The sequence below is a fragment of the Bacillus solimangrovi genome (assembly GCF_001742425.1).
GTDB classification, from domain to species: domain Bacteria; phylum Bacillota; class Bacilli; order Bacillales; family Bacillaceae_N; genus Bacillus_AV; species Bacillus_AV solimangrovi.
On record NZ_MJEH01000022.1, the window covers coordinates 111,951 to 138,159 of the forward strand.

25 protein-coding genes are annotated in these 26,209 nt (G+C 32.1%); 5 read left to right on the forward strand and 20 right to left on the reverse strand.

All coding sequences use genetic code 11. From position 1 onward, the window contains the following. Window positions 1–133: 133 nt before the first annotated feature. The 3 genes from BFG57_RS09250 to BFG57_RS09255 form a co-directional block, all read right to left on the reverse strand. The gene (locus tag BFG57_RS09250; protein WP_069717200.1) at window positions 134–1,231 is read right to left on the reverse strand and encodes a diguanylate cyclase; all 1,098 of its coding nucleotides are present in this window, start codon (window positions 1,229–1,231) and stop codon (window positions 134–136) included. Between the two features lie 362 nt (window positions 1,232–1,593). Beyond that, window positions 1,594–1,761: a hypothetical protein gene (locus BFG57_RS18900; protein WP_175428312.1), complete on the reverse strand. Its 168-nt coding sequence runs from the start codon at window positions 1,759–1,761 to the stop codon at window positions 1,594–1,596. A 220-nt stretch (window positions 1,762–1,981) separates the two neighbouring features. Beyond that, window positions 1,982–4,144, reverse strand: a complete 2,163-nt coding sequence (locus tag BFG57_RS09255; RefSeq protein WP_069717201.1) for a DNA topoisomerase III — start codon at window positions 4,142–4,144, stop codon at window positions 1,982–1,984. 520 nt (window positions 4,145–4,664) lie between these two features. On the opposite strand from BFG57_RS09255, the gene BFG57_RS09260 reads away from it, so the two are divergent. After that, window positions 4,665–5,576 carry an SGNH/GDSL hydrolase family protein gene (locus tag BFG57_RS09260; RefSeq protein ID WP_069717202.1) on the forward strand — a complete coding sequence of 304 codons (912 nt, stop codon included), beginning with the start codon at window positions 4,665–4,667 and terminating at the stop codon, window positions 5,574–5,576. A gap of 20 nt (window positions 5,577–5,596) precedes the next feature. Beyond that, a complete protein-coding gene (locus tag BFG57_RS09265) occupies window positions 5,597–6,226 on the forward strand; it encodes a YpmS family protein (RefSeq protein WP_069717203.1) in 630 nt (209 codons plus the stop codon). 667 nt (window positions 6,227–6,893) lie between these two features. Here the strand turns inward: BFG57_RS09265 and BFG57_RS09270 are convergent. The 7 genes from BFG57_RS09270 to BFG57_RS09300 all read right to left on the reverse strand — a co-directional run bounded on the left by BFG57_RS09270 (window position 6,894) and on the right by BFG57_RS09300 (window position 14,992). Then, window positions 6,894–8,387, reverse strand: a complete 1,494-nt coding sequence (locus BFG57_RS09270) for a right-handed parallel beta-helix repeat-containing protein (RefSeq protein WP_069717204.1) — start codon at window positions 8,385–8,387, stop codon at window positions 6,894–6,896. 463 nt (window positions 8,388–8,850) lie between these two features. After that, the gene (locus BFG57_RS09275; RefSeq protein WP_083249153.1) at window positions 8,851–9,516 is read right to left on the reverse strand and encodes a response regulator transcription factor; all 666 of its coding nucleotides are present in this window, start codon (window positions 9,514–9,516) and stop codon (window positions 8,851–8,853) included. Beyond that, window positions 9,517–10,893 carry a sensor histidine kinase gene (locus BFG57_RS09280; protein WP_069717205.1) on the reverse strand — a complete coding sequence of 459 codons (1,377 nt, stop codon included), beginning with the start codon at window positions 10,891–10,893 and terminating at the stop codon, window positions 9,517–9,519. Window positions 10,894–11,097: 204 nt separating this feature from the next. Beyond that, entirely contained in the window at window positions 11,098–12,114 is a 1,017-nt protein-coding gene (locus BFG57_RS09285; protein WP_069717206.1) for a F510_1955 family glycosylhydrolase, read from the reverse strand. A 67-nt stretch (window positions 12,115–12,181) separates the two neighbouring features. Beyond that, the gene (locus BFG57_RS09290; protein ID WP_069717207.1) at window positions 12,182–13,060 is read right to left on the reverse strand and encodes a cation diffusion facilitator family transporter; all 879 of its coding nucleotides are present in this window, start codon (window positions 13,058–13,060) and stop codon (window positions 12,182–12,184) included. Window positions 13,061–13,534: 474 nt separating this feature from the next. After that, window positions 13,535–14,092, reverse strand: a complete 558-nt coding sequence (pth, locus tag BFG57_RS09295; protein ID WP_069717208.1) for an aminoacyl-tRNA hydrolase — start codon at window positions 14,090–14,092, stop codon at window positions 13,535–13,537. Window positions 14,093–14,650: 558 nt separating this feature from the next. Continuing rightward, a complete protein-coding gene (locus tag BFG57_RS09300) occupies window positions 14,651–14,992 on the reverse strand; it encodes a zinc ribbon domain-containing protein YjdM (RefSeq protein WP_069717306.1) in 342 nt (113 codons plus the stop codon). 353 nt (window positions 14,993–15,345) lie between these two features. On the opposite strand from BFG57_RS09300, the gene BFG57_RS09305 reads away from it, so the two are divergent. Further along, window positions 15,346–15,780, forward strand: coding sequence for an NUDIX hydrolase (locus tag BFG57_RS09305; protein WP_069717209.1), 435 nt, complete (start codon window positions 15,346–15,348; stop codon window positions 15,778–15,780). Between the two features lie 80 nt (window positions 15,781–15,860). Here the strand turns inward: BFG57_RS09305 and BFG57_RS09310 are convergent, their stop codons facing one another. From BFG57_RS09310 to BFG57_RS09340, 7 genes are all read right to left on the reverse strand, one after another. Then, window positions 15,861–16,568, reverse strand: coding sequence for a nitroreductase family protein (locus tag BFG57_RS09310; RefSeq protein ID WP_083249154.1), 708 nt, complete (start codon window positions 16,566–16,568; stop codon window positions 15,861–15,863). Between the two features lie 237 nt (window positions 16,569–16,805). After that, window positions 16,806–17,225 carry an RrF2 family transcriptional regulator gene (locus BFG57_RS09315; protein ID WP_069717210.1) on the reverse strand — a complete coding sequence of 140 codons (420 nt, stop codon included), beginning with the start codon at window positions 17,223–17,225 and terminating at the stop codon, window positions 16,806–16,808. A 129-nt stretch (window positions 17,226–17,354) separates the two neighbouring features. Continuing rightward, the gene (locus tag BFG57_RS09320; protein ID WP_069717211.1) at window positions 17,355–17,984 is read right to left on the reverse strand and encodes a sterol desaturase family protein; all 630 of its coding nucleotides are present in this window, start codon (window positions 17,982–17,984) and stop codon (window positions 17,355–17,357) included. A 598-nt stretch (window positions 17,985–18,582) separates the two neighbouring features. After that, window positions 18,583–19,692, reverse strand: coding sequence for a peptide-methionine (S)-S-oxide reductase MsrA (gene msrA / locus BFG57_RS09325; RefSeq protein WP_069717212.1), 1,110 nt, complete (start codon window positions 19,690–19,692; stop codon window positions 18,583–18,585). Between the two features lie 27 nt (window positions 19,693–19,719). Further along, window positions 19,720–20,766, reverse strand: coding sequence for a sensor histidine kinase (locus tag BFG57_RS09330; RefSeq protein WP_083249155.1), 1,047 nt, complete (start codon window positions 20,764–20,766; stop codon window positions 19,720–19,722). Beyond that, window positions 20,738–21,439, reverse strand: coding sequence for a response regulator transcription factor (locus tag BFG57_RS09335; RefSeq protein ID WP_069717213.1), 702 nt, complete (start codon window positions 21,437–21,439; stop codon window positions 20,738–20,740). The genes BFG57_RS09330 and BFG57_RS09335 overlap by 29 nt, the downstream gene beginning before the upstream one ends. 15 nt (window positions 21,440–21,454) lie before the next feature. Continuing rightward, complete coding sequence (locus BFG57_RS09340) at window positions 21,455–22,210, reverse strand: DM13 domain-containing protein (protein ID WP_245676728.1); 756 nt, start codon at window positions 22,208–22,210, stop codon at window positions 21,455–21,457. A 192-nt stretch (window positions 22,211–22,402) separates the two neighbouring features. On the opposite strand from BFG57_RS09340, the gene BFG57_RS18910 reads away from it, so the two are divergent. Continuing rightward, window positions 22,403–22,555: a hypothetical protein gene (locus BFG57_RS18910; RefSeq protein ID WP_175428314.1), complete on the forward strand. Its 153-nt coding sequence runs from the start codon at window positions 22,403–22,405 to the stop codon at window positions 22,553–22,555. A gap of 180 nt (window positions 22,556–22,735) precedes the next feature. Here BFG57_RS18910 and BFG57_RS09345 read toward each other — a convergent pair whose 3' ends face one another. Beyond that, on the reverse strand, window positions 22,736–23,014 hold the full coding sequence (locus BFG57_RS09345; RefSeq protein ID WP_425388497.1) for a thioredoxin domain-containing protein: 279 nt from the start codon (window positions 23,012–23,014) through the stop codon (window positions 22,736–22,738). Window positions 23,015–23,202: 188 nt separating this feature from the next. On the opposite strand from BFG57_RS09345, the gene BFG57_RS09350 reads away from it, so the two are divergent. Beyond that, window positions 23,203–24,363: a DUF418 domain-containing protein gene (locus BFG57_RS09350; protein ID WP_245676729.1), complete on the forward strand. Its 1,161-nt coding sequence runs from the start codon at window positions 23,203–23,205 to the stop codon at window positions 24,361–24,363. 91 nt (window positions 24,364–24,454) lie between these two features. Here the strand turns inward: BFG57_RS09350 and BFG57_RS09355 are convergent, their stop codons facing one another. Beyond that, entirely contained in the window at window positions 24,455–25,444 is a 990-nt protein-coding gene (locus tag BFG57_RS09355; RefSeq protein WP_069717215.1) for an aldo/keto reductase, read from the reverse strand. Between the two features lie 308 nt (window positions 25,445–25,752). After that, entirely contained in the window at window positions 25,753–26,208 is a 456-nt protein-coding gene (locus BFG57_RS09360; protein ID WP_069717216.1) for a threonine/serine exporter family protein, read from the reverse strand. Between the last annotated feature and the right edge of the window lies 1 nt (window position 26,209).

Consider the following 26,209-nt stretch of genomic DNA (forward strand, 5'->3'; position numbering starts at 1 on the left):
ATTTTCAAGTTAATAAATCAAAACAATCAATATCTTACTATTGTAAGCGCTTATGTTATGACACACAACCCAATTACAAGTTCAACTGCTGGAGCCCAAAGAAAAACGTGAAAAATCTAATGAATAAATCAATCTAGGAGATCAAGCCTTCTTCATCTCCATTTGAGCAAACACAATTACGACTCGTTCTTTTTGCATTATATAGTGCATTATCTGTTACTTTATATAGTTCGTCTGCATTCTCAACCGTAACAGGATAGGTCGATACACCAATCGATACGGTTAAGAAAATTGATTTTCCAGATGAAAGTTGAAAAGGAAATTGTTCTACATTACAACGGATCCCTTCAGCTACATTAATGGCATCTTCATGGCTGCATCCGTATAAAATTATGCTGAATTCCTCTCCCCCATTCCTAGATACAATATCATAATTTCTCACACTAGTTACTAATAATTTTCCAAATTGTTTTAGAACAGCATCGCCTGCATCATGACCATACGTATCATTTACTTTTTTAAAGTAATCAATATCTATTAACAATAATGATAAATTTTCATTTTCATTAATTGATCGTTCTATTCGATCATTTAAAGTTTCATCAAAATTCCGAAAATTATTAAGACCAGTTAAATGGTCTGTCATTGCTGACTTTTTGAAGTTACGATATTTCCGAGTTGTATCATGTGCATTACGAGCAATATACGTGATTATATATCCTCCAATTATAGAGATAATCGAGTAGTATACTGCTGCCTTAATAGCTCTTTCAAAATCATCAACGAGTAATAATAGCGCTACTGACATCATGAATATATTAATGATATTCATCAATAATAACTTTTCATAAAAAGTAATACGCTTAACTTTTGTTAAAAACGTACAAAAAATTGCAAGCGAAAATAAAATAGCAACTGCTGAAATGGAAGATGCAGTTACCCCGAAAAAAATTACTCTGCATAATGAAATGATCAGTGCTGCTATAAATGCACTAATGCCCCCACCAAAAAGTGAACTAATGAATACAGAAAAGTTTCTTAAATCAATAATTGTTTCATTGGATATTTGAACTGAAAACTCCATTAACAAAACACCTAAAATTCCAGAAATAAACCCAAGAAGTAGTTTTCCATTTATGTTAGATATTGAGATTTTATTTTTAAATATTTGCTCTGCCAAAAAAACAAATGAAATCATGATTGACAAGTTTATAACTAAATCTCTTAACATTTTCCTACTCCTTATTTAATATTCTTAAGTCTATATTACTATAAAATTACAAAATAAGTAACATTTTCTTAGTTAACACGTTTTAATAAAGTGAATATATTAAAAAATATGTTTAATTATATGATGTAATGCTCATATCGTGTTATTTTCTTTTTAACTTCTTAATAAATTTATTTAATACCTATTACAGAGCTTAGTAATAAAATTCAAAGTCAAGCAGCTACGCACTTGGGGTCGACTACCGCAAGTGTAAATTTTTCATCTTAAAAAAACCTAAACTTTTTTAGAAACAGGAAGCCAAGGGTGTCCCCTGCACAAAGGGTTCATTTAACAATTAAGATAGTTAATGTAAATGATATACTTTAAAAGACATATAAGGTGTAACTGATATTTCCAGTTACACCTACGCCTTTGTTGTTCATTAAAACACTATTTAATATTTTTCTTTTACTTTTAGTACTGTTATCGATGCCAACCACAATAAGAGTACCGATTCCAAAAATAATTGCTCCAATTTTTCTTGTGTTCATTCCCCTTCTCTTCTCGAAATTCTTTTATTTGAGTTTCCATAAAGTTTACCAACACAATCCCAATAGTGTAAAAAACATTTTACACCTATAATTAAGTAAAAAGCATGACGATTCATTTATCAATCGTCATGCTTTTTAGTGTAATATTTACTATATTTTAATGATTTGCAATCCAAAAGAGAACCCCTTACTCATTTAGAGAGATGCCATCTTATTTATCTCAATTAAATACAAAACTAAGATTATTTTCTGACCATCCTAATTTTGCATCGAATACTTTATCACCTTTTTTAAATCCTTTGATTAAGTTCGTAGATTCATCATTCAATAACTTCTTTACATTTGATTGAGAAATGGTTTTGCCTAGAATTTTTTTGGAAATCGTAAAATCACAGTTTGTCTGCGTATACTTCGAACAACCATAAAATGAGCCTTTGTCAATAACTTTACCATCACACTTTTTACAATTTCCAATTGGTTTTCCAGTCGCTCTCTTTTTTTTCGAACTTGTTCGTTGAATTGATTTTATATCAACATGCTCAAATTTCCACGCCTGACTTTGTGATTTTGCATCTTCAATTAGTTTTTTTGTTAGTTTCTTGGCTTGTTCCATGAATTGTGTTGGTGATGCCTTTCCATGTCCAATCTCTCGTAATCGTTTTTCCCATTTCGCCGTCATTTCTGCTGATGATAGCACATTGCTCCCGACAGCTTCAATTAGTACTCTCCCTTTATCAAGTACATACACTTGATTTTTCTTCACTTCGATATATTTCCTTGCTTTCAACACATCAATAATGCCTGCACGCGTTGCCTCTGTACCTAATCCTTCGGTCTGATTTAGAACTTTACTGAGTTCACTGTCTTCTAACCGTTTTCCAACTGTCTTCATTAAAGTGATTAACTGACCTTCAGTATATCGCTTCGGTGGTTGTGTTTTGCCATCTTTAACTTCAGTGTGCTCAACGACTCCACTCTCACCTTGTTCAAGATTGGGTAAAAGCAAATCTTCCTCACCATTTTTTTTAAGTTTTGTATCTTGATAGATTACCTTGCGCCACCCCTGCTCGACGAGCTCTTTTCCCTTTGAAATAAATGTTGCACGTCCATCTACTAACGAATGAATCACAGTGTAGTTAAAGATGGCATTGTTATAGTGAGCAGCAATTAAACGTCGGATAATCAAGTCATATATTTTTTGTTCATCACCTGACAACTTACTTGGGTTTGTAACTTGCTCTGTTGGAATAATTGCGTAATGATCTGTAACCTTCTTTTCATTCACATAACGTTTATTATTCATGATGGAGTCAAAGGTTGTTGGAAAATATATTTGATATTCATTAAACTGGCTAAGCTTACTTAAGATATTTGGGAAACCCGCTGCTTCTTCTTTCGTTACAAAGGCGGAGTCACTTCTAGGATAAGAAATAATCCCTTTGACATATAATTTTTGAGCAACATCTAACGTTTTTTTAGGAGGGAACTTAAACAACTGATTAGCTGTAGCTTGAAGAGATGATAAGTTAAATAAGAATGGTGGGTTATATTCTTTTTTTTCTTTCACTACTTCTTTGACCTCGAAACGTTTGTTTTCACAAAAATGAGCAATTGCGTCAGCTTCCTTTTCATTTTTTATACGTGTTTCATTATCTTTATGCCATTTTCCAATATACGTTTTAGATTCAATATTAAAACTTGCAACAACTTCCCAAAAAGACTCTGATTTAAAATCCTCAATTTCTTTTTCTCGCTCTTCGATTAAAGCCAACGTAGGTGTTTGAACACGCCCTGTTGAAAACACATCCGAAATCCCTTTTTCTTGCAGAAGTAATGTATATACACGTGAAGCGTTCATCCCAACAAGCCAATCTGCACACGAACGACTTAACGCTTCATAATAAATCGGTCTTGTTTCTTCTTCACTCAATAAATTTTCAAATCCATTTTTCACTGAATTTGGTGTAAGCGAAGATATCCATAATCGTTCGATTGGTTTTTTATTGTGACATAATGATAAAATCGTTCGTACAATTGCTTCACCTTCACGCCCTGCATCACTAGCAATTATAATACTTCGTACACTTTGATTCTGAACAAGTTTTTTTACAACATTAAATTGTTTTCCTTTGCCACGTGTCACTTGATGTTGAAACTTATCAGGAAGAAGTGGTAACTGTTCTAACGACCATTTCTTCCATTGTGAATGATATTGTTCTGGTGGAACAAGTTCACATAAATGACCAATTGCCCACGTTAATAATGCTCCTTCTGGAAAGAAATCATTCGGTTTTATTTCTAAATAATCACCTTTTCGCTCATGTGAAAAAGGACTAGCTAACTTTAAACCCTGATCTGGTTTTTCCGCAATTATTAATTTCAAAACTTTCTAATCTCCTTGATCACTAAAATCGTTTCACTTTACAAGACATTTTAGCATACCTTTTCTAAAACAAGCTCTATTAACCCAGTTTTTAAACATTAATAAATGAATAAAATTAAATAATTGCAGAAAAAATAACCCGATTCTTTTTGCAATAGGGAGAACTAAGAATGATTATACGCTTGTTTAACTATAAATTGAATAAGGTAAACAAAGTCTTAATTTGACAGGTTTTATTACGATATATAGTTACTTACAATTTTTATTAATTGTTGTCATTAACATTTTTCTAACTAAAAATAAGAGAATTTAATATACAAAACAGAGTAACAATCGCCAATATGATGTTTTCGTTCTTCCTATGTTCCACAAATTATATATATAAACGTTACATTTTCCTAAAGATTCAACCAAAACAAAATGGTAATTATTACATAATAGTTAATTATTAAAAATCGTTTGGATCTTTCGTTTACAATATATTAAAATAAAATTATAACTTGATATAGGTGTGATATGAATGAAACAAATAATGTTCACCTTAACTGTCATCGGAATATTTATTATTAGTATTACCTTTACGATCAAAGTATTTATTCAACCTGTTCCACCTCTTCATGTTCAGGATGCTATGTCAAAACCACTAATAGGCTCAACATACTTCAGTATAATGAAAGATTTTGATGCCCGAACTAACATTTATGAAAAAAATAGCTCCAGTTCATTTTCTTCAGAAGTAATGAAAACCTCCATTAATTTTTTAGTAAAAGATGATGTCAATATCACTGCAATTGGCGATTCTCTCACCCAAGGTGTTGGAGATGAAACTAAAAATGGTGGTTATGTTGGCATATTAGAAAATATGTTATCCAATAATAAACAAGGTATAGTTATGAATATCGATAATTTTGGTAAACGAGGCAACCGAACTGATCAGTTGCTGAAACGGCTAGAACAAAAAGAACTAGTTAATTCCTTAAAAAAAGCAGATATTGTTCTAATAACTATCGGTGCAAACGATGTAATGAAAGTAGTCAAATCAAATTTTACTGAACTACAATATCATAATTTTATTAAAGCTCAGTCAGGTTATGAAAAACGACTACGTGATATATTTAATAAAGTTAACGAAATTAATTCAAATGCCAGCATTTATTTACTTGGGATATACAATCCTTTCGAAGAGTATTTTTCTAACATTCCTGAAATCGACACCATTATGAACGATTGGAATATTTTAAGTAGTAACATTACAGACGAATACGAAAATGTCACCTTTATCCCGATTGGAGACATCTTTTCAAAATCACGTGAAAATCTTCTTGCTGAAGATCAATTTCATCCCAATTTAAATGGCTATGCATTCATTGCTAAACGAGTATTTACGATTATTGAAGAAGACATCTCAAAAAATGAAATACAAAACCATTAGATATTTTTAGGTGATGTGACATGTTTAACATGAGAAATATTTGGAAAATCTCTTTTTTTCTTTTGCTTAGTTTTAACATATTTTTGCTATTTTGGATCATTACGCTTTTTTATTCAGATCCTGACAATTCAAACTTTACAAGTAAAAAAAACAAACATTATGCAGGGACAGAGTTTACAATATTATCAACAAAACAAAACTTAAATGAATTAATTAACAATTATTTAGATAATATATCTAATAATAACAACATTAAGTACACCGTTTTGATCGACAAGAACGTTCAACTCACAGGATCAATTGTTGCCTTCGATACAGAGATCCCTTTAACTGCTACATTCAACCCGATCGTACAACCTGATGGGGATCTTATACTTCAACAGGAATCAATCAAACTTGGTAATTTACATTTACCGAATCGCAATGTCTTGAAGTATGTTGCAGACAAATATCCTATGCCTGATTGGGTTCAAGTAGATCCAGAATCCGAAACTATTTATGTTGCTATAACGGAAATGGACACCAACAATAACTTTTATGTGAAAGCAAAAGAATTCAACTTATATCAAAATAACATTGCGTTTAGCATTACGATTCCTCAAGAAAAACTAAGCCTTGAGAAAAGGCTTTCAAACTTCTTCAATAAGTAATTAATCAACTACAGAAGTGAAACCACTTAAAACAATTTTTTCAGTTAATGACACCCCTTGATTACTATGTCAATTAAGGGGTACTCTTTTTTATCAATTTGCAGTTTTCAATTTTGAGTTATCTTCTACTTAAAGTACTACCATCTATCATTAAGCACACTTCAAATTATTATATTAAAGTTTATTTTATGATTCTCAGCCACTGTTCTCAATAATAAAGTATGGAGAACTTAAATACGTTTAACGAGTAACTCAAAAAGTGCTATAGGAATACCTGTAAAAGAATAGCTACTTGACCTTAGGCTAGATTCAGACTAGTCCTATATAATAAATTTGAATGAATTCAGTTTACACTATAGTAAATAAAGAACATAAAATCTCATAGGTCCATCGTCTATATGTAACAGAACAAACCTGACCTCATCTCATTTACAAAATGCCTTAGATGTTGCAACTATGCGAAGTAGTAATAATATCATTGTTTCTGCATGAAAAAATATAATCAGGATTGCTCTCCATTTATATAACCACAGATGATCTTAGACACACTGTTGTTGAACTAGCTTTATTAGTTCATATACTTTATTTAAACAGTATCTAGATCATAATTTTTTCAGAAGGCTTACACTATTTAATTATTAGTTTTTTTCTAAATGTTACTAAAAAATTAATCTGAACAAATATTCGCTGGAATGGATGTTCCACACTTATTTCCTAGAAAGAAATTATTATCTTCGTCATTAATATCCGTAATAACATTTTTCATTACCCAATTCAAAAGAATGTCGTTAGCAGTAGAATTTGAGTCAAGAAAAATGCCGTTGCCACCATTACGATTAATTATATTTTCTCGAATTGTATTTGCAGTGCTGTTTTCAAAATTTATCCCATCATTATCATTTCTTACAATTTTATTTTTTTCAATACTATTATTTTGAGCTTCATTTAAAAATTCTGGTCTTGGTTTAGAAATAATCCCTACTCCGTTTCGAATAATTTTATTGTTTTGAATGATATTAGATGTTGCACCTTCTAATATAATTCCAACTACTATATTTTTAGCTACCAAATTGCTTGTTACCTCATTATTTTGATTAAAGGTTGAATCATTATTCCTAATTAAAATTCCCCTTTCATTTTGAATAACGGTATTATGTTTAATCATGTTGTTGAATGTTTTATCACCCACACGAATACCGTCTCGCTCGTTATCTATAACCTTATTACTTATTACAATATTGTTCATAGCTCCATCATCGACTAAAATCCCATCTTCAGTATTGTTTCTGTATAAATTTCCAATCACAATATTGTTTTGAGTATTGTCATCTACAATTATTCCTCCTTCATTTCGAATACCTATATTCCCTAGAACAATATTATTATTTGACTCATTATCTAACTCCATTCCTTCATCATCACCATCATTCATCTTATTACCTACTAACATATTGTTCGATGACTGGAACAGGAAAATCCCCTTATCACTATTTCGTGCATTTTTATTACTTAATAAGAAGTTGTTATTCGAGCTAAAATCTACGGAAATCCCCTCATCTTCATTGTCGTCACTTCTATTTCCTATAAGGATATTCTTGATTGAAGTATCCAATAATATTCCATCATCTCCACTCCGTGAAACCTCATTACCAATAATAATGTTCTTAGTTGAAGAAACTATCGCAATTCCATCTTCATCATTAAATTTAGTAATATTTCTTGTTATGAGATTATTAGAGGAATTCTCTTCTACAACGATTCCACTTCCTGTATCGTCGAAATCTAGCTTGAAACCTTGAACAGTTAAACCTTTAACCTTTACTCTTGATGAATCAGAGATCGTTAGACCGTTAAAACCTGGTCCCAACGTTGAACCGTCAATTATTGGTTTTCCTAACCCTATAAGTTGTAATCGATTTTTTCCAGGACCAATTTCCACTGATTCCTCATAAGGACTACCTCCACGTGTAACTAATATTATATCCCCTGGACTAGCCTCGTCTATTGCACTTTGAATTGTAGTGAATGGAGATCCAGGTCCTCCAACTACAAGTATTTTTTCATTAAAGAAAAGAATACCAAACAAAAAAAGCAGACTTATAATCGGAATTACTACGACGAAAATAACTGTTGAAAAATTATACACATCATACTTTTGCAATATCTCACCTCCATTACTAAAGAAAATTATGATTAAATAATTGTTTAATAATTTTGCACCTTGTAATCTCAAAACGAATCATAATCATCCAAGCAGCAAATAACAATATTTTAATAAAACAAACATAATAAATTGAAACTTTCATCAATGAAGGTATGCCTTCATACTCCACTGATGTTAGTTGAGCCAATCAGGTATTACTAAAGCTTATACCACAGCATGACCTTCTCCCACATATACTCCGTTAAACCTCCTAAGGTTTGAGTTGGGAGTCTTAGCGTCAGTTGACACGTGATAAATAGATAATCTTAATGGCTAGATTCTTGCCCTATATTCATACCTGCTTCTAATATATGTAATTCAACTATTTTTGCATCAATGATATTACCTAGATACATAAAAAAGTCGATTCCTTGTACTAAGGAAATCGACTTTTTAACTAGATTAACCTCTTTTATAAAACTTACAAAATCCATTTATATCCAATTCCCCATACTGTTTTTAAATGATCATCTATTGGAAACCCAGATTTACGACATTTTTCTCGTAAATTACGGATATGTGAATCAATTGTTCGTCCATCTGTTTCTGCATCATATCCCCAAATTCGATCAAGTAGCTTTTCCCTCTCAAATACTACTTTTGGGTTCTTCATTAGCAGACCGAGCATCGCAAATTCTTTCGGGGTAACATTAATCTCATCTTGATGGTAAGTAAGTATATGATGTTTTTCATCCCAACAAAGTCCTTTAATTTCAAGCTTCTCAACATTATTCGTACGCCTTAATAGTGCCTCTATTCTCGCTAATAACACGTCCTCATCAAAAGGTTTTGTAATGTAGTCATCCGCACCATTTTTCAAGCTTGTTACCATATCCTGACTCGTGTCCTTTGCTGTTAGCATAATAATTGGGATGTTTGAAAAGAGTCTCACTTCACGTGCTACCTCATTACCATTCATTCCTGGCATCATAATATCAAGAATCAATAAATCCGCATCACCCTTCTCCAAATATTGAAGAACTTCTTCACCACTGGCAAAGGAAATACATGTATAATGATGTGGCTCTAGATAAAGAGTTACTAAATCTCGCATTCTTTTCTCATCGTCAACAATTAATATCTTCAATTACTTAACCCCCTTCAAGCTGATAATAAAAGTTGTACCTATACCAAGTTTGCTCTCCACACGAATCGTACCTCCATGTTGTTCAACAATTTCTTTTGCAATTGTTAAACCTAAGCCGCTGCCACCAGTTGAACGTGACCTTGACTTATCCACCCGATAAAGTCGATCCCAAATTAATGGGAGCTCTTCACTAGGTATTCCTTGCCCTTCATCACTTACATAAATCTCCACTTCATCACCTGTTTTTATTACATCTACGTTAACCGTTGATGTTCCTTGAGAATGTTTGAAAGCATTGTCTAACAAGTTAATTAGCACTTGACTAAATCGTTGTGGATCAACAAATAAAATAATTTGATGATCACATCTTACATTTAATGTTACATTTTTTTCTTTGGCAATCCCTCTAAACTTTGCTGCTACTTCATGCAAAAATGTACAAAGCTCAATTTTCTCTTTTTTAATCAAAAATTCATTTTGATCCATTTTTGCAAGGTCAAATAAATCAGTTACTAAAGTTGTGACTCTAATAGATTCCTCTTGTAATATTGTGACATACTCCGCATGCTGTGAATCTGTTAAGTTCGGTCTTTTTAAAATATCTGCATAGCCTTTAATATAAGTTAATGGCGTTCGTAATTCATGTGAAATATCGGAAAGAAATTTATTTCGGTCTTTTTTTATTCGTTCCAGGTCATCTGATAACTTTTGGATTGAACGAGATAGGTCACCTAATTCATCATCACGCTCAATATCTAATTCGATGTGATGAAAACCTGTGCTCATTTTCTTAGTTGCTTCTTTCATTCTAATAAGTGGTTGTGTAATTGAATGAGAAAGAAACACAACTGTAATCATTGTTAAAATTACTGCAAACAGACCACCTAACATAAATTGAGATGTTAGATTTTGAACCCTACTTCGAATGATATCAGTAGGCAAGAACATATAGATATATCCTAATACTTCACCGTTACTTTCAATTGGACTGAGGGTTGCAAGGTACGGTTCACTTCTCCAACGTGCTTCTACGATTTCTCCTTCTGGATGAGGAAACTCTTTTTGATTATTATCAATAATTTGTTGCATTGAGTTAACCACTGGATTGGAATTCTCGATAATGCTATTATTTTCATCAGTAACCACAATAACTGTAGCAGCTTCTGTCTCCATTAACGCGACATGTTTTATTGTCACAGCATCAAAATTCTTTTCAAGAACATTACTATGACTACGTCCACGTACTTTTAAATCTTCAGTCTCTGTATAAATTTGTTCACTTACAATCCCTACATATAAAAAGAAAAAAAGGATAGATTCCAAAAGAATTACGAAAATCAAAAATAAGACACTTAGTTTTACTGATAGAGATTTCATTTACGTACCTCACATTATTCAAAATCTGTATCACTTAACTTACAATACTAAGGAATAGCCACATTACAATTACTATAAAATACACTAGAGTACTCATTTCCTCATTAACTAGGAAATCATACGTAATGTTGAAACATGCTAAATATTTGGGTGTTTAACGTAAAAGAAAGTCTGCATAAAAAACCGTGCAGACTTTCCACTCCATTATTTAATTTCACCAGCACTTACAATTTCTTTCCATGACTGTCCACTATCTTGAGAGAAATGAACATTACCATTAAAAGTAACTAATGATAGTTCATTATCGTTTTTCGGATTTTGTGCCATATACATTACAGCATCATTAACTAGTTCAGGTACATTTACATTTGTTTCGCTTCCATCTGTTAAACTATGCTTTGTTAAAGTAGCTTGATCACCACTATGTGTTCCATAGTATAAAAATTCATCTGTAAAAAATACTGCTGTTCCTTGTCTTCCTTGTTTCATGTCTTCAAATGTCGCACCACCATCAGTGGAAAGGAACACACCATTTTTACCTGATAATGCAAAAATATTTTCATTCGTTGGATGAGCTGCAATTGCAAATATTTCATAACCAATATCATCAACCTTTATCTCTTCCCATGTACCTCCATCATCTTTAGATACATATAAACCAGAACCTAACTTTGAATTTTCCCCACTATTCAACAAATAAATTACTTTACTTTCATAACCTACAGCAAGAGCATGAAAATCACTTTCACCTTCAAATCCTAAATCTTCTAGTGTTTGTCCGTTATCAAAGCTTCGTTTTAACCCAAGAGGATTTGGATAATCTGAACCTTCGGAAGGGTGCCCACTTGTATAAAATCCTTCAGCAACTGGAGTGAATCCCATGTAATCAAAATTATTCTCCTTCGTTTTGAACCAGTTTCCATTTTCGTACACTTTTAAACCGTCATGTGAAGCAATAAAAAGCGCATTTTGGTTTCCAGCATAACCCATCCCATGAATATGTTCTAGAACACCTTTATAATCTGTAAAGAAATTATCGTTTGCTATTGAACCTGTCATTTTCACATCTTCTTTATTCGCTTCATCACTGACCTTCGGTTGATCAGTTTCTTTTTGTTCAGTCATATTTTGTTCTTGATTTGATTCTGTATTTTCCTGTGCACATCCAGATACGATTACTGATAATGCCAATAACCCTGTACCAATCCAAACTTTTTTCATTTTTTCATCCCCTTAAGCTATTCTTGTTGAATCTTACTGTGAATTTATCGAGAAATTATGCAGAACATCAGGTTCTAAATTCACAATTTTCATCTTCATACTCAACATCAATTGTTAAATGACTTAAATGGAAATCTCCTTGTAACTGACGAATTTGATCCTTAATTTTTATTATTTCTTCTTTTGAAGCTTTATTATCTACTACTACATGTGTTGAAAGTGCATGATGCTCACCATCCATCGACCAAAAATGTGTGTGATGGGTTGATATTACACCTTGAATTTGTTCAATTCGTTTTTTTATTTTTGGTAAACTAACTTCAGATGGAACAGCTTCTAAAAAGATCATCATCGTTTGCTTCAAATTTCTAAATACATTTGTTAAAATGTACACTGATATCATGACTGAAAGTAGTGGATCAAGAAAATACCAGTCTGTAAAATATAACATTATACTGACTATAAGAACAGCAACCCAACCGAGTACATCTTCAAGTAAATGTAAAGTAACTACCCTTTCATTCATAGAATGACCACTTTTTAGCTTAAATACAGCTGCTCCATTGACAAGAATACCGAGTACAGCAAGCAAAGCCATACCAGTTGCATTCGTTTCTTCTGGACTCCAAATTCTAGGAATTGCCTCTTTCAAAATAAACATTGAACCTAACAATAAAATAATACTATTAATAAGCGCAGCTAATAAAGAAAAACGTCGATACCCAAACGAGAATGTATTATTCCCTTCTTTTTTTGATAAGTTTTGAAAATACCATGATAATCCAAGCGATAATGAATCACCGAGATCGTGTAGTGCATCGGACATAATTGCCATACTATTTGTAAGTAATCCACCTATGAATTCAATAATTGTAAAGGAAAAATTCAATAAAAATGCAACTTTTATATTCCCTGTTGAAGCATGGTGGTGATGATGATGTCCCATACAATCTTCCCCCTTTTTAACTTTGTTTATATTCAGTAAGTTTTAAACAACACATATTACGATCAATACATAATAAATCCAAATTTTTTTGTCCTTACAAAACATAAACATATGCACATGTGTTCATATAATAATTTTAATAACATATCTTTACCATGTCAATAGATTTCATAAATAACTGTACATGAATAGATACTGATTTTTGCTAAAATTAATGTAACGAACAATAAAACTAGATTATTCAGATCAGAAAATAATTCATTCGTTTACACCATAGCTAATATACTTTATTTCCTAAATAATGTTCGGAAGCTAGAACTTTAATAATACCTTTCCTTATGTATGAATTTTCAAAAGTAAAAACTTCCCTTAGAATCAAGAGATAAAGCATATTAGTTTGTTCGTTTATTTTTTTATTTTCGGAATTTGCCTGTTGTTTTCTGGATAAAAAATTAAAAAGTGTTATTCATATTGTTAATTGTACAAGTTCATTACTTCAATAAAAGATTTACTAAACCAATCTTCACAAGCATTTGCACATGTATCTATAACATCACTTAATTCCATTCTTTCCTCTTTAGAAAATTCTCCCAATACATAATCTGACACACTCATCCCAAAAGGTGGACGATCAATACCTACTCGAATTCGATTAAATTGCTGTGTACCAAGTTGGGCAATCGTCGATTTCATTCCATTATGACCTCCAGCACTCCCTTTTTGACGAAGACGGATTTTACCAAGTGGTAAATCTAGATCATTATGAATCACAATTAAATTTTCCTTATTAACATGAAAATAGTCCATCATCGGTTTTATACTTTCACCAGATAAATTCATATACGTTAAAGGCTTTAGAAGCATTATTTTCTGTTCATTAACATGAATAACAGAATATTGACTATTATATTTGAATTGATCGAGCTTTGCATTATGACGTTGAGCTATCTCATCAATGACTTCAAAACCTGTATTATGTCTTGTACCTTTGAACTTTGGGCCTGGATTACCTAAACCTACAATTAATTTCATTATTTGCACCTCGTTTTCTCACAATATTTTTAAAATAAACCAATAAATCTGCTCCAGCAAAAGGTTAACCATATATAAATAGACTTGAACGTATTGAACCTTTAATAATTGTTCGCACACAATTACATCATATAGTTCAAACAAATACAGACGCCTTCTTATTTTAATAAAAAGACGTCTACGATAATAAACTATTCGATAAATCAAGTTCCAACTATTTACTATCTATAATATGTCATTGAATCACCATACTCAATTTCTATATGGACTCTATTGTTACAATTATAGAAAAAAACCGTTACTCTCATGAACAAATAAAATAACTTTCTTAATGAATTAACTTACTTACTACTCAAACATTCCTTTATTCTAAAAAACGACTTACTATTACGTAAAATATTACCTATGTGGGTACAAGTACTGAAAAGAAACCAAAAATAAATGTGATAACTGAACAATACTTGCATTTACTTCTAGTTTCTCTATGATTCATATACAAATATGTATGAGCGTTTTCAGGGTGAAATCTTTTTTCTTTTATGAATGTTAAATTTAGTATTATACTTTTTTAACGAATTTTGACTTTAATTTCATGGCTCCAAAACCATTAATTTTACAATCAATATCGTGGTCTCCATCAACTAATCGAATATTTTTAACCTTTGTACCGATTTTTATCACTGATGAACTCCCTTTAACCTTAAGATCTTTAATTACTGTTACAGTATCTCCATCATTTAAGACGTTTCCATTTGAATCTTTAATAACTTGTTTATCTTCATCTAATTGAGATTCCATATCATTATTCCATTCATAAGCACACTCTGGGCAAATGATAAGACTCCCATCTTCATATGTATACACCGAATTACATTTAGGACAATTTGGTAAATCCATTATACTAATTCCTCCATTTATTATCGTGATCAACAGCCTACAAGGACCTATGTTACAAAGCCCTTACAACTTCGTAAGAAAATTTATTAAAACCATTCAACTAAATGACATTATAATAATTCCTTTATTCATACTGCCATAGTATTTTAACATTTACAAACTTCAATTCAATATACTGTTATGTTTCCTAAAACACACCTATGTATCATTTCAGCATCAAATAAACACAGGCTGCTAGATTCATATAATTTCTCTGTGAAAAATTAACTTATTATGGTATGCTAACTTTTAATACTTAACAAGCTAATAAAGCCTCGTCCTAATTGTAGTTTTATAGAAAGAATTGAGGATTATAAATGGTTGAAATTTTTGGGGATAAATCAATTGGAGATACATATCAAGTTCGAAAAGGTGTTTATGCTGTAATATTTAATTCAGATAAACATAAGATTATGACTGTCCGCAATGGAACAGGTTTTCACTTCTTACCTGGTGGTGGTATAGAAAGCGGTGAGAGTCATTTGCAATGCATTAAAAGAGAAATGTTAGAAGAGACCGGTTATAACTGCCATATAGGCGAATATGTCTGTAATGCCCTGAGGTTCTTTATTTCAACTAAAAATGAACCACTGCTTAGTGATGGTTATTTTTACTTAGCTTCTTTATGTGGAAGAATACAAGAGCCCCTTGAAGATGACCATTACATAGAATGGATTAATATTGAGAGTTCGAAGCAATTACTCTTTCACGAACATCATTATTGTGCTGTTATAAAAGCATTAAATATATGACACATGTTATCTAACGATTAATAATAATAATAAATAAAGGGAGCATGTTTAATCTAACATGCTCCCTTCATATTTAACTATTAATATTTATTCCAAGTTGTCACTTCATTAAGTGATAAACGTGTTTTCTCGAATCCAGCCTTCGTACCTTTACCAAGAGAAATCAACATTACCGGTTCATGATTTTCTGGCACATTAAATTTCTCAACGAATTGTTTAGGATCAAAACCACCCATAGGTACAGTATCATACCCTTTTGCTTTAGCAGCAAGCATTAGTTGTTGAGAAACGATACCACCATCTATCATTGCCACTTGAGATGCACCCTCTTTTGAAAGGTTACCATAGTGATCATTAATTTGATTAACATAGAAATTTTTAATATCTTCTGTCATCGCACCGTTTTCTACTAGAGCACCATAAATTTTTTCAGCGTTTTTAAATGCTTTCGTATCACCTAATACAGCAATAACAACTGAAGCATCCACAATTTGTTGTTGATTGTTTGCGATTGGGAATAATTGTTCTTTTAATTCTTGCTCTTCAATAACAAGAAATCTCCACGGTTGTAAATTAGATGATGAAGGAGCCAAAATAGCTGTTTCCAAAATCTCTTGAACTTCTTCTTTACTAATCTTAAAGTTTGGATCATAATGACGAACTGAACGTCTTTCTTCTGCAATAGTAAAGAAATTTTGATCTTTAAGCTCTTTTGGTTTTTCATCACTAACCTTTACTTCTTTTACTTTATCAAAATACTCTTGATTAATATTTTTTTCGTTTGACATGCTTATTATCTCCTTTTGTATATAAACTGTATCTTTCATGAGAACAGTATACTCCTGTAACTGTTCCTGTGTCAAGAACAGTTACTCACAAAATAAAACTAATCATCTATTATGACGATTAGAGTCACTTTTAATGATTAGCTGAGCTGATTGACCTTATCTTAATGAACTTGTTGGAATGAATTTCGATAACGAATAAACCACAACAATTAACGAATTATTCAATATACCTTCAACCTATTCCTTTGGTATAAATTGTGCAATCGTCTTTTGTTCTAACCCATGTAATATCCACACTTCCATCTCTTCTCTTAACTCTACTAATGCATCATATGTCGATGGATACAAACAACTTTTATTATTTAAATCGACTAATACACTTGAAAAAGGCTCAGCAAACTGCATTGCTTCATACACATCACGTAACGTTATTTCTTCAGCTGGTCTTGCTAAATAATATCCGCCGTCACGGCCTTCTTTCGCACAAACCAATTCAGCCTTTACTAAATATGTTAATATTTTTCTCAAAAAAGCCGAACGTGATTCAAGCTTTCCTGCTACCTTTGCACTTGGACATAATCCATCATACTCTGCCAAAACTACAAGAGCTTGTACTGCATAACCGAACCATTTATTGTTTGATACTTTTTCCGCCATTGTTCTCACCTCACTTCTATTTTATATAAGATTGAGATAATAACAACTCAAATAAAACAATAGTTCTAAATTAAGATCGATAAAAATAAATAACCCCCAAAAATAATCTGGGGGAATTTGATTTCTATACTATGCACGATTTTCTAAATCGCTAGCAGTTTGACTTGTCTCAACAGTCTTTTCATCTTTTAATGTGCCAAATAAAATGTCAACATATGGATTAGAAACACCATACCAGTAATTCTCATTTTTATAATGATGTAATAAATGTGTCTTTTTCACCCAAACACCTAATTTCGTAACTGGTTTTATTGGTCGATGAGCGATGTAGTGTTTCCATTCATAGACTAAGAACATGAACATTAAGCCTACACAAAACGCTACAGTTCCTAATACAGAATTTGTGATGAAGTAAAATATTAGTGCTAGTATACCAAGGTTAGGAATGCTATACCACAGTGGTAAAAACAGTAATTTCAAATCATTAGGATATGCATGATGATCATAATGTAAGCGCTTTAATAAATTTAGGAAAAATTGGTTTTTTGGAGCTTTTAAATGGAATAAAAACCGGTGAGTTATATACTCACTAAACATAAAAGTCACAATTCCACATGCTATTGCAACTAACAATAACCATGTAAACCCCTGAGTAAATGTCATCATTACTAAACCTACAATTAATCCTACAAATAAAGTGGACATGACTAGAATGTCAAAATGGAAAAAATAGTCCCGATACAACCTATCATTCTTCATAAATATATCTCCCCCTTTATTGTTATATCATTATATGTTCCGATAATACCAATATATCACATTTTTAAGAATATTGAAATATTTTTATAATATTTTAACTTATTTCACCTATTAGATTCATTCTAATTATTTTCGAACATTTGAATTAATAAACCCCAACTTAAATACTAAATTTTCAGTTCATCTATTCTCTCATTATTATTATTACAAATGTATTGTATAGTTTGTAATTAGTAATATTTTCAAATAAAAGCAAAGTATTATAACTTGTACAAATAACATGTTTTTTACCATTTCATCAGGTATTATTACCTATACAATTCAATTCTACTACTTTGTTTATTTATTAAAATCGTAAACTCATCAATTCATGACATTTTTATATGATAGTTTTTAATATTATCATATGGAAAACCAGATTTTAATAAAACTATATACAAATAATATTAATCGTATAATCTCTTATTCATTTTATTTCCTAATCCTATTAAAAAATGCTCAAGAATCGACTAACGAAAAGCTTGTTTTAGAAATATATTATTTACACAATATATAAGTCCTTCCTAGTAGAACGGAAGGACTTATGATTACACATATGCTATTTTTTCCCATCAAATAAATGAGCGAATTGTTCATATCCCTGCTCAACTAGTCTATCTTTTGGTATAAATTTAAGTGCTGCTGAATTCATACAATAACGCAACCCTGTTGGTTCAGGTCCATCGGTGAAAACATGTCCTAAGTGTGAATCAGCACCCTTGCTTCGAACTTCTGTCCTTACACCGAACAAACCTGGATCTTCACGCTCAACGATATTTTCTTGTACAAGTGGTTTTGTAAAGCTTGGCCATCCTGTACCAGATACGTATTTATCTGTTGAACTAAATAGTGGCTCACCAGATACTATATCGACATATATGCCTTCCTCTTTATTATCCCAGTACTCATTTTGAAAAGCACGCTCTGTCCCATCTTCTTGTGTCACTTTATATTGAAGTGGTGTCAGCATTTCTTTCAACTGTTGATCTGTGTATTTCATTGAATATTTATCTTCAAGCGGGTTAGCTTGATTACTCCATACACTTTCTAAAAACTGATCTCGACCTGAATTACTTCGATAATATTTGTAACGTACCGGATTTTTCTTGTAGTAATCTTGATGATAGTCTTCAGCTTTATAGAATGTTTTTGCTTCCTCAATTCTAGTTACAATCTTACTTGAATAAATTCCAGCCTCTTCTAACGTATTCTTTGATTGCTCCGCTAATTTTTTCTGTTCTTCGTTATGATAAAAGATAGCAGTTGTATATTGATGACCCCGATCAACAAACTGTCCTTCTTCATCTGTTGGGTCAATTTGCTTCCAATAGACAGCCAGCAATTGATTGTAACTTACTTTATCCGGATCAAAATGAACCTGAACAGCCTCTATATGATCAGTTTTTCCTGATGAAACATCATTATATGATGGGTTTTCGAATTTTCCGCCAGTATAACCAGAGATTACTTCCGTTACACCATCTAGTTTTTCAAATGGGGGCTCCATACACCAAAAACAACCACCTGCAAATGTTGCTACACCTTCAGTTTGTGCTGCAATTGGTGTACTGCCGATTGAACGTTTGAACACATACTTAAATGCAATAGGAGATACGAAGAGTAACACTGCGACTATTAAACCACTCAATACTAAATAAGTTTTTTTCATCTTCGTCACCCGTTCCTTTACTGAAATTTATATTGGAAGTGTAAACCAAAATGTGCATCCTGAATCATCTTCAACTGTTACTCCAATTTGCCCACCATGTCGTTCAATTATTTCCTTAGAGATTGCTAAGCCCAAACCAGCACCACCGTATTTTTTATTACGCGATTTTTCAACACGAAAAAAACGCTCAAAAACATCTTCAAGGTACTGTTCCTCAATTCCAGGACCTTCATCAGTAATTTTAAAAGTAACTTTCATTTCATCCTTTTCAACTTCGACAGTAATCATACTGTTTTCTGGTGAATACCGAACTGCATTATCAATTAAATTGGTAAGCACTCGTTTTATCTCATTTGATACCATTTTAATTGATGGCAACGAGTCATCAATTTGAACGTGTAAATTAATAGCTTTTTCATGTAATTTCAACTCAAAATTCTCAAGTGTCTCGATGATCACTTGGTCAACATGTGTTTGAACAGGTTGAAATGGAATATTGTCATCTTCTAGTTTAGAAAATTCCAATAGTTCTGTAATTAACAAAGATAGTCTCTCTGTTTCATTTCTAATCGTTTTTAAATAAGTTTGTCGCGTTTCCTTACTTTCAATAATGTCATCTTGAAGCGCTTCAACAAACGATTGAATTGAAGAGATTGGTGTTTTCAAATCATGTGAGATATTAGCAATTAACTCACGCTTAAATTCCTCAGATTTTTTTAATTTAATAAATGATTCATTTAATTTTTTAGACATGTCATTAAAATCTGTTGCCAGTTCTCTAAATTCTTTCGGACCAGTTTGTGAAACCGTCACATCAAACTGACCGTTTGCAATTCGCTTCGATTCTCTCGTAAGCTGTTTCACACCATTTAACAGCGGCTGTGTCAGTACCATATGAGAAACGAGAGACACAACTCCAGCTATCACTGTAATAATTGACAAAAGAATGATCGTATCATTTGGAATTGACATATTCACGTAACTAATCACAAGGAAGATAATAATTATAGAAATTGAAAGGATATTAGACGTAATTAAAATTGTTCTAAGCTTCATTTGATTTCCTTTCTTCAAATTTATAGCCGATTCCCCAAACTGTTTTTAACCACTTCGGATTTGAAGGCTCACTTTCGACTTTCTCACGCAATCTACGAATGTGGACATTGACCGTATTCGTATCACCTGAATAATCAAAACCCCATATTTTTTCTAACAATTGCGATCGGGAAAAAACTTGTGAGGGGTTTGATACTAAAAACCACAATAATTCAAATTCTTTCACAGTCACCTCAATAACATCGCCCATTTTCTTAACAGTTCGATTATTATAGTCAACTGTAACTTCACCAAACGAAACCTGTTTCGTATTTTGCAAAGTGGATCGATACGTTCTTCTTAAAATATTTTTAACCCTCAATACAAGCTCTCTCGGACTAAATGGTTTTGTTAAATAATCATCAACACCAAGAGAAAGCCCGTTCAATCGGTCTTTCTCTTGTCCTAGTGCTGTTAGAAATACAATTGGAACATCGTCATGAAAACGAATTTCCTCAGCAGCTTCTAAGCCATCCATGTGAGGCATCATAATATCTAAAATGATTAAATCAGGCTTTTGCTCACGCCACTTTGTTACAGCTTCATGTCCATCATTTGCTGTAATGACTTGAAAATCTTCCCTTTCTAAGTACCGTACACAAACGTCAATAATATTCTCGTCATCTTCTGCTACTAATATTTTGTAAGACAATGCAATCCTCCTAACTTAGTTATTGACATCATGCAAAATTACTTGCCCAAAGTCAACATCAAAAGCTTTGCACCAAATTACAATTCGATCTCCTTCATTTAATGATACATCATCTGGTATTTCATAGTTTTGGTTCCCTTTGTTCCCTTTTAATTTTCCTAACGATACTCCTTCACTTGTTTCCTTGTCTCCACTTACTAAATATACTTGTAAATCTGGTCCATTTGTCGATTCAAAATTCTCAAAACGAACAATTTTCTTTCCATCAATTTCGTGTACCATTACATCACCGGCAACAATATGCTCATCATCAACTAATTCAAACTTTCCTCCAAGATTGGATGCCATCATTTCTTCTTTGTCATTTTCCTTTTCTTGCATTGTTTCACTTTCTTTTTTCATTTCTTCTCCTGCACTATCCATCATTTCTTCCATGCTTTCTTTGTCTTGCATTCCTTCACTTTCTTCTTTCATTTCTTCTCCTGCTGTATCCATCATTTCTTCCATACTTTCTTCACCTTGCATTGTTTCACTTTCTTCTTTCATCATCTCTCCTGATACATCCATCATTTCTTCCATACTTTCTTCACCTTGCATTCCTTCACTTTCTTCTTTCATGTCGTCCATCATCTCAGTAGAATCTACATTGCTTGAAGTAGGAAGGTCTTCATTTACTGTTTTGTCAATAAACAGTGGGGATAATAACCACCACCCTAAGATTAAGGTAATTAAAACAATTACTACGATCGTAAATCTTTTTGCTTGATTCATATAATGAACCTCCTCTTAATTTGATAGTTATATAATGGAGGAGATAAATTATAAACGAATAACGAAAGTATAAACTTTTTATAAACTTTCCCATGAGGTCATTTTTTTTAGAACAAAATACCTTGGTAGTAATAATTTTGAGATTATTTGAAACACTATGTAGGAAGTTAACTTAATCGGAGGGGAATAACTGTGAAAGAACGTGATAACATGCATTCTAACCATAAGAAAAGAAATGAAGTACGTGCATTTGAAGACACTTCATCAGAATTAAACGAAAACAATGATTTGAAAGCAAACCAACCGACTATTCAACCTAAAGAAATTGATGAAATTGAATATTAAAATGGGTGATATGCTACTATTAGCTGACAGTCTATAAACAAGAAGGTATTATGATATGTGCAATCCTCCTTCATAAGCCTTCTTTTAAATTGAATTTGATTTTAATTTTTGTAACATTTTAAACCAATTAAAAAAAATCTTATTACCTTCTCACATTTAGTTATTTATACTTGTGGTCAACTAAATATGTTTTGATATTAATTTCGTTAATTCCTCTTTCGGTTTATTACCAACCGATTGATCAACGACTTCTCCATCTTTCATAATTAATAATATAGACATACTGATTACACCGTACTTCGATACAGTGTGTTGATTATCATTAACATCAATTTTAACGATCTTTATTTTATAATTAAACTCTTGACCAAGTTCCTCAAGAACAGGTTCAAGCATTTTACATGAAGGACACCATTTGCCAAGAAGTCGACAACAACTTCTACCAACTATATAAAAAATATACGCTTAGCTATCAGTAAGCCCCCTCATCCTGCGAACTTCTTATGATTATTTACTATGTACATTTAATATAGACCTTAACATTAATGTCAAGGTCAAGAATTTTTCTTTAATTTTTTGACTATAACCACAATTAGATAATTTTTTCCAGTATACTTAATTTATACTTTGTTTAAGGAGAAGTTACGGTGCAAAATGATTCAATTATGGGGAAAGAACGAATTATTGCGTTAGATATCATTCGCGGATTTGCCTTATTTGGTATTTTATTAGTTAATATGCCTTCTTTTAGTGGAAGTGATTTATTTTTATACAGTGGAATTGACCTAAACATTCGACTAATATTTGACCTATTTATACAAACGAAATTTTACACAATATTTTCATTTTTGTTTGGGCTTGGATTTTACATTTTTATGAAACGTGCTGAGTCACGCGGTGAAAATGTTAATCGTTTATTTACAAAAAGGTTATTAGCATTACTATTGTTTGGAGTACTTCATATTGTTTTCTTTTGGGACGGTGATATCTTACACACATATGCAATCCTAGGTTTCTTTCTGCTTCTTTTTTATAGAAGGACGACAAAGACAGTTTTAATATGGACTATAGTCATATTGGTTGGGTATTTATTGTTTTTGGTTATACTCAATGTTCAAAGTGGGGAAATAAATAATGTAGAAATTCACGCTCTATATGAAAAATTACAAGCTTATCAATCCCTACCTTATGGAGAGCTGTTAATTTGGAGATTCGCAAATGAGATCCCACCATTAGTTGGAAACATTCCTTATAGCATCAATATTTTTGGCATGTTTTTACTCGGCTTATACGCAGGAAAGTTAGATATATTTCGTAATGTAGATACGTTTAAAAAACTGCTCAAAAGAACTCAACTAATTAGTTTTCTCTTAAGCGTTCCTACATTAATTCTGATGACATATATCTTTACCCATTGGTTGGAAATATCGACTATGCTTAAATCACAGTATTTCGTATTAATGAACGCAAGCGGAATGACACTATCAGTTTTCTACATCACATCCATTACTTTGTTACTAGAGAAACATACATGGAGGCAGTTGTTGCATCCACTCCGATATGTCGGTCAGATGGCATTAACTAATTATCTTCTTCAAACAATCATTTGCTTCATCATATTTTATTGGTTTGGGTTATTCGGAAAGGTCACATTGTGGCAAAGTCTTATCATTACGATTATCATATATCCTGTTCAAGTAATGACAAGTTATATGTGGCTTCGTCGATTCCAATTCGGACCATTTGAATGGCTTTGGAGAATCATGACTTATGGAAAGGTACAACAATTGAAAAAGAAACGACTCTGAAACAATAATATGTCTTCTCGTCTTAAAACAGTTTCAGATAGAACAATAACAAATAAACTCAGGGGGGATTGATATGCTCCCCCAACTGAGTTTATTTTATTGAAACATCCCTAGAAACCATATCAATTTCATCAAGATGTTCCTGTGACAATTTAAATGTAAGTGTTCCAATATTTTCTTCAGCATGATGTTTTTTCGTTGCTCCAGGTATCGCTACAACTGTATCTTCATGAAAATGAATGAGCCAGTTGAGAGCGATTTGACTCGTTGTAACGTTGTATTCATCAGCAAGTCTATCGAGTAGATCGATTAGTGGTTTTGTTCGTTCAAGCGTCGCTGGTTTAAAAGTTGAAAAATGTTTCCTTGGTCCTGACATTTTCTTTATTAAATCTGGATTTTTATGGAACTTACCAGTAAGTAGCCCTTGTTCTAATGGAGAGTATGCAATAAGTGTAATTCCTAATTCCTTCGCTGCATCTAGAGTTCCGTCCTTCTCGATTCGACGATCTACTAAACTATATTTCACTTGATTGGAGACAAGTGGGTACCCATGATTAGCTAGCACTTGGTGTGCTTCTCTCATCTTCTCTTCATTAAAATTACTCACACCCACTGTACGAACTTTTCCGTCTTTTAACAAACGAGCCATTTCATCCATTTCTGCTCGAACACTTGAAAATGAATATGGTTGATGAACCATATACAAGTCAATTGTTCTTCCTTTTAGAGCATCCAGTCTCTCATCGATTGTCTTTGGAATAGATTTTGCTGTTCTCATAACTGGCCACCACTTTGTTGCGATAAGCGCATCATCCGCTTTTTCCCCAACACTATTTAACGCATCTGCTAGACCTTCTTCTGATTTGCCCTTACCATATACTTCAGCAGTATCAAACCAGTTAATCCCACCATCCAAACTAATATTTACGATTTCTTGAATTTCTTGTTTTTCTAAGACAGGCCAATAGCGACCGACCATCCCATTCCCTTTACTAAATTGCCACGTACCAAGACCTAATGCAGAGATATGTATATCTGATTTACCTAATCTTCTCAAAGGAATAGTTGCACTTCCTATCATAATCACCACTCCTATATTGGTTATATTTTCTTATTATCATATCATTTCACTTTAACTGTGTATACTTGTAACACCTATTGCTTGTGAACCTTTATAATGACAATTAAGATCATTTTCTAGACAAAGTTGAATTATTTCATTTGTTTCTCATCATTGTAAATAAATCAAACTTATCATTAAAAGTATTACTTTATCAACATATTCACACAGTAAAAAATCAGAACCTAATATCGGTTCTGACTTCTAATAGTAAAGACCATATATAAGAAACTAATCAAAGAATGAATAATGCTCAGCTTTCACCTTTTTTACTTCGTATAACCTGTCTTATTTATTGTCAGTTTCGATCTTCTAATAACTTGATTTATCACTTCAGAAAAAATTAGTCCTATCGCAATTGCTCCTGAAATCATAAACGCCTTAGCAGCTAAATTAATAGCCGTATTATAATCATTTTGAACAAAATTACGCATAGCATCATAAGCGAGTCCACCAGGTACTAGTGGAATAATTCCAGAGACGATAAAAACAATAATTGGTGTTTTGTACACTCTAGAAAAAACTTGGCTCATAACAGCAACTACAAAAGAAGCTGCAACAGAAGCAAAAATAGCATCTATTCCGTAATACGTTAATGAAACATAGATCATCCAGCCTAACATACCAACGAATCCACACTTAATTAATGATTTTCTTGGTGCATTAAATACGATACCAAATGCAGTGGATGCGATAAAGCTTAATACCATTTGTTCAATAAACATT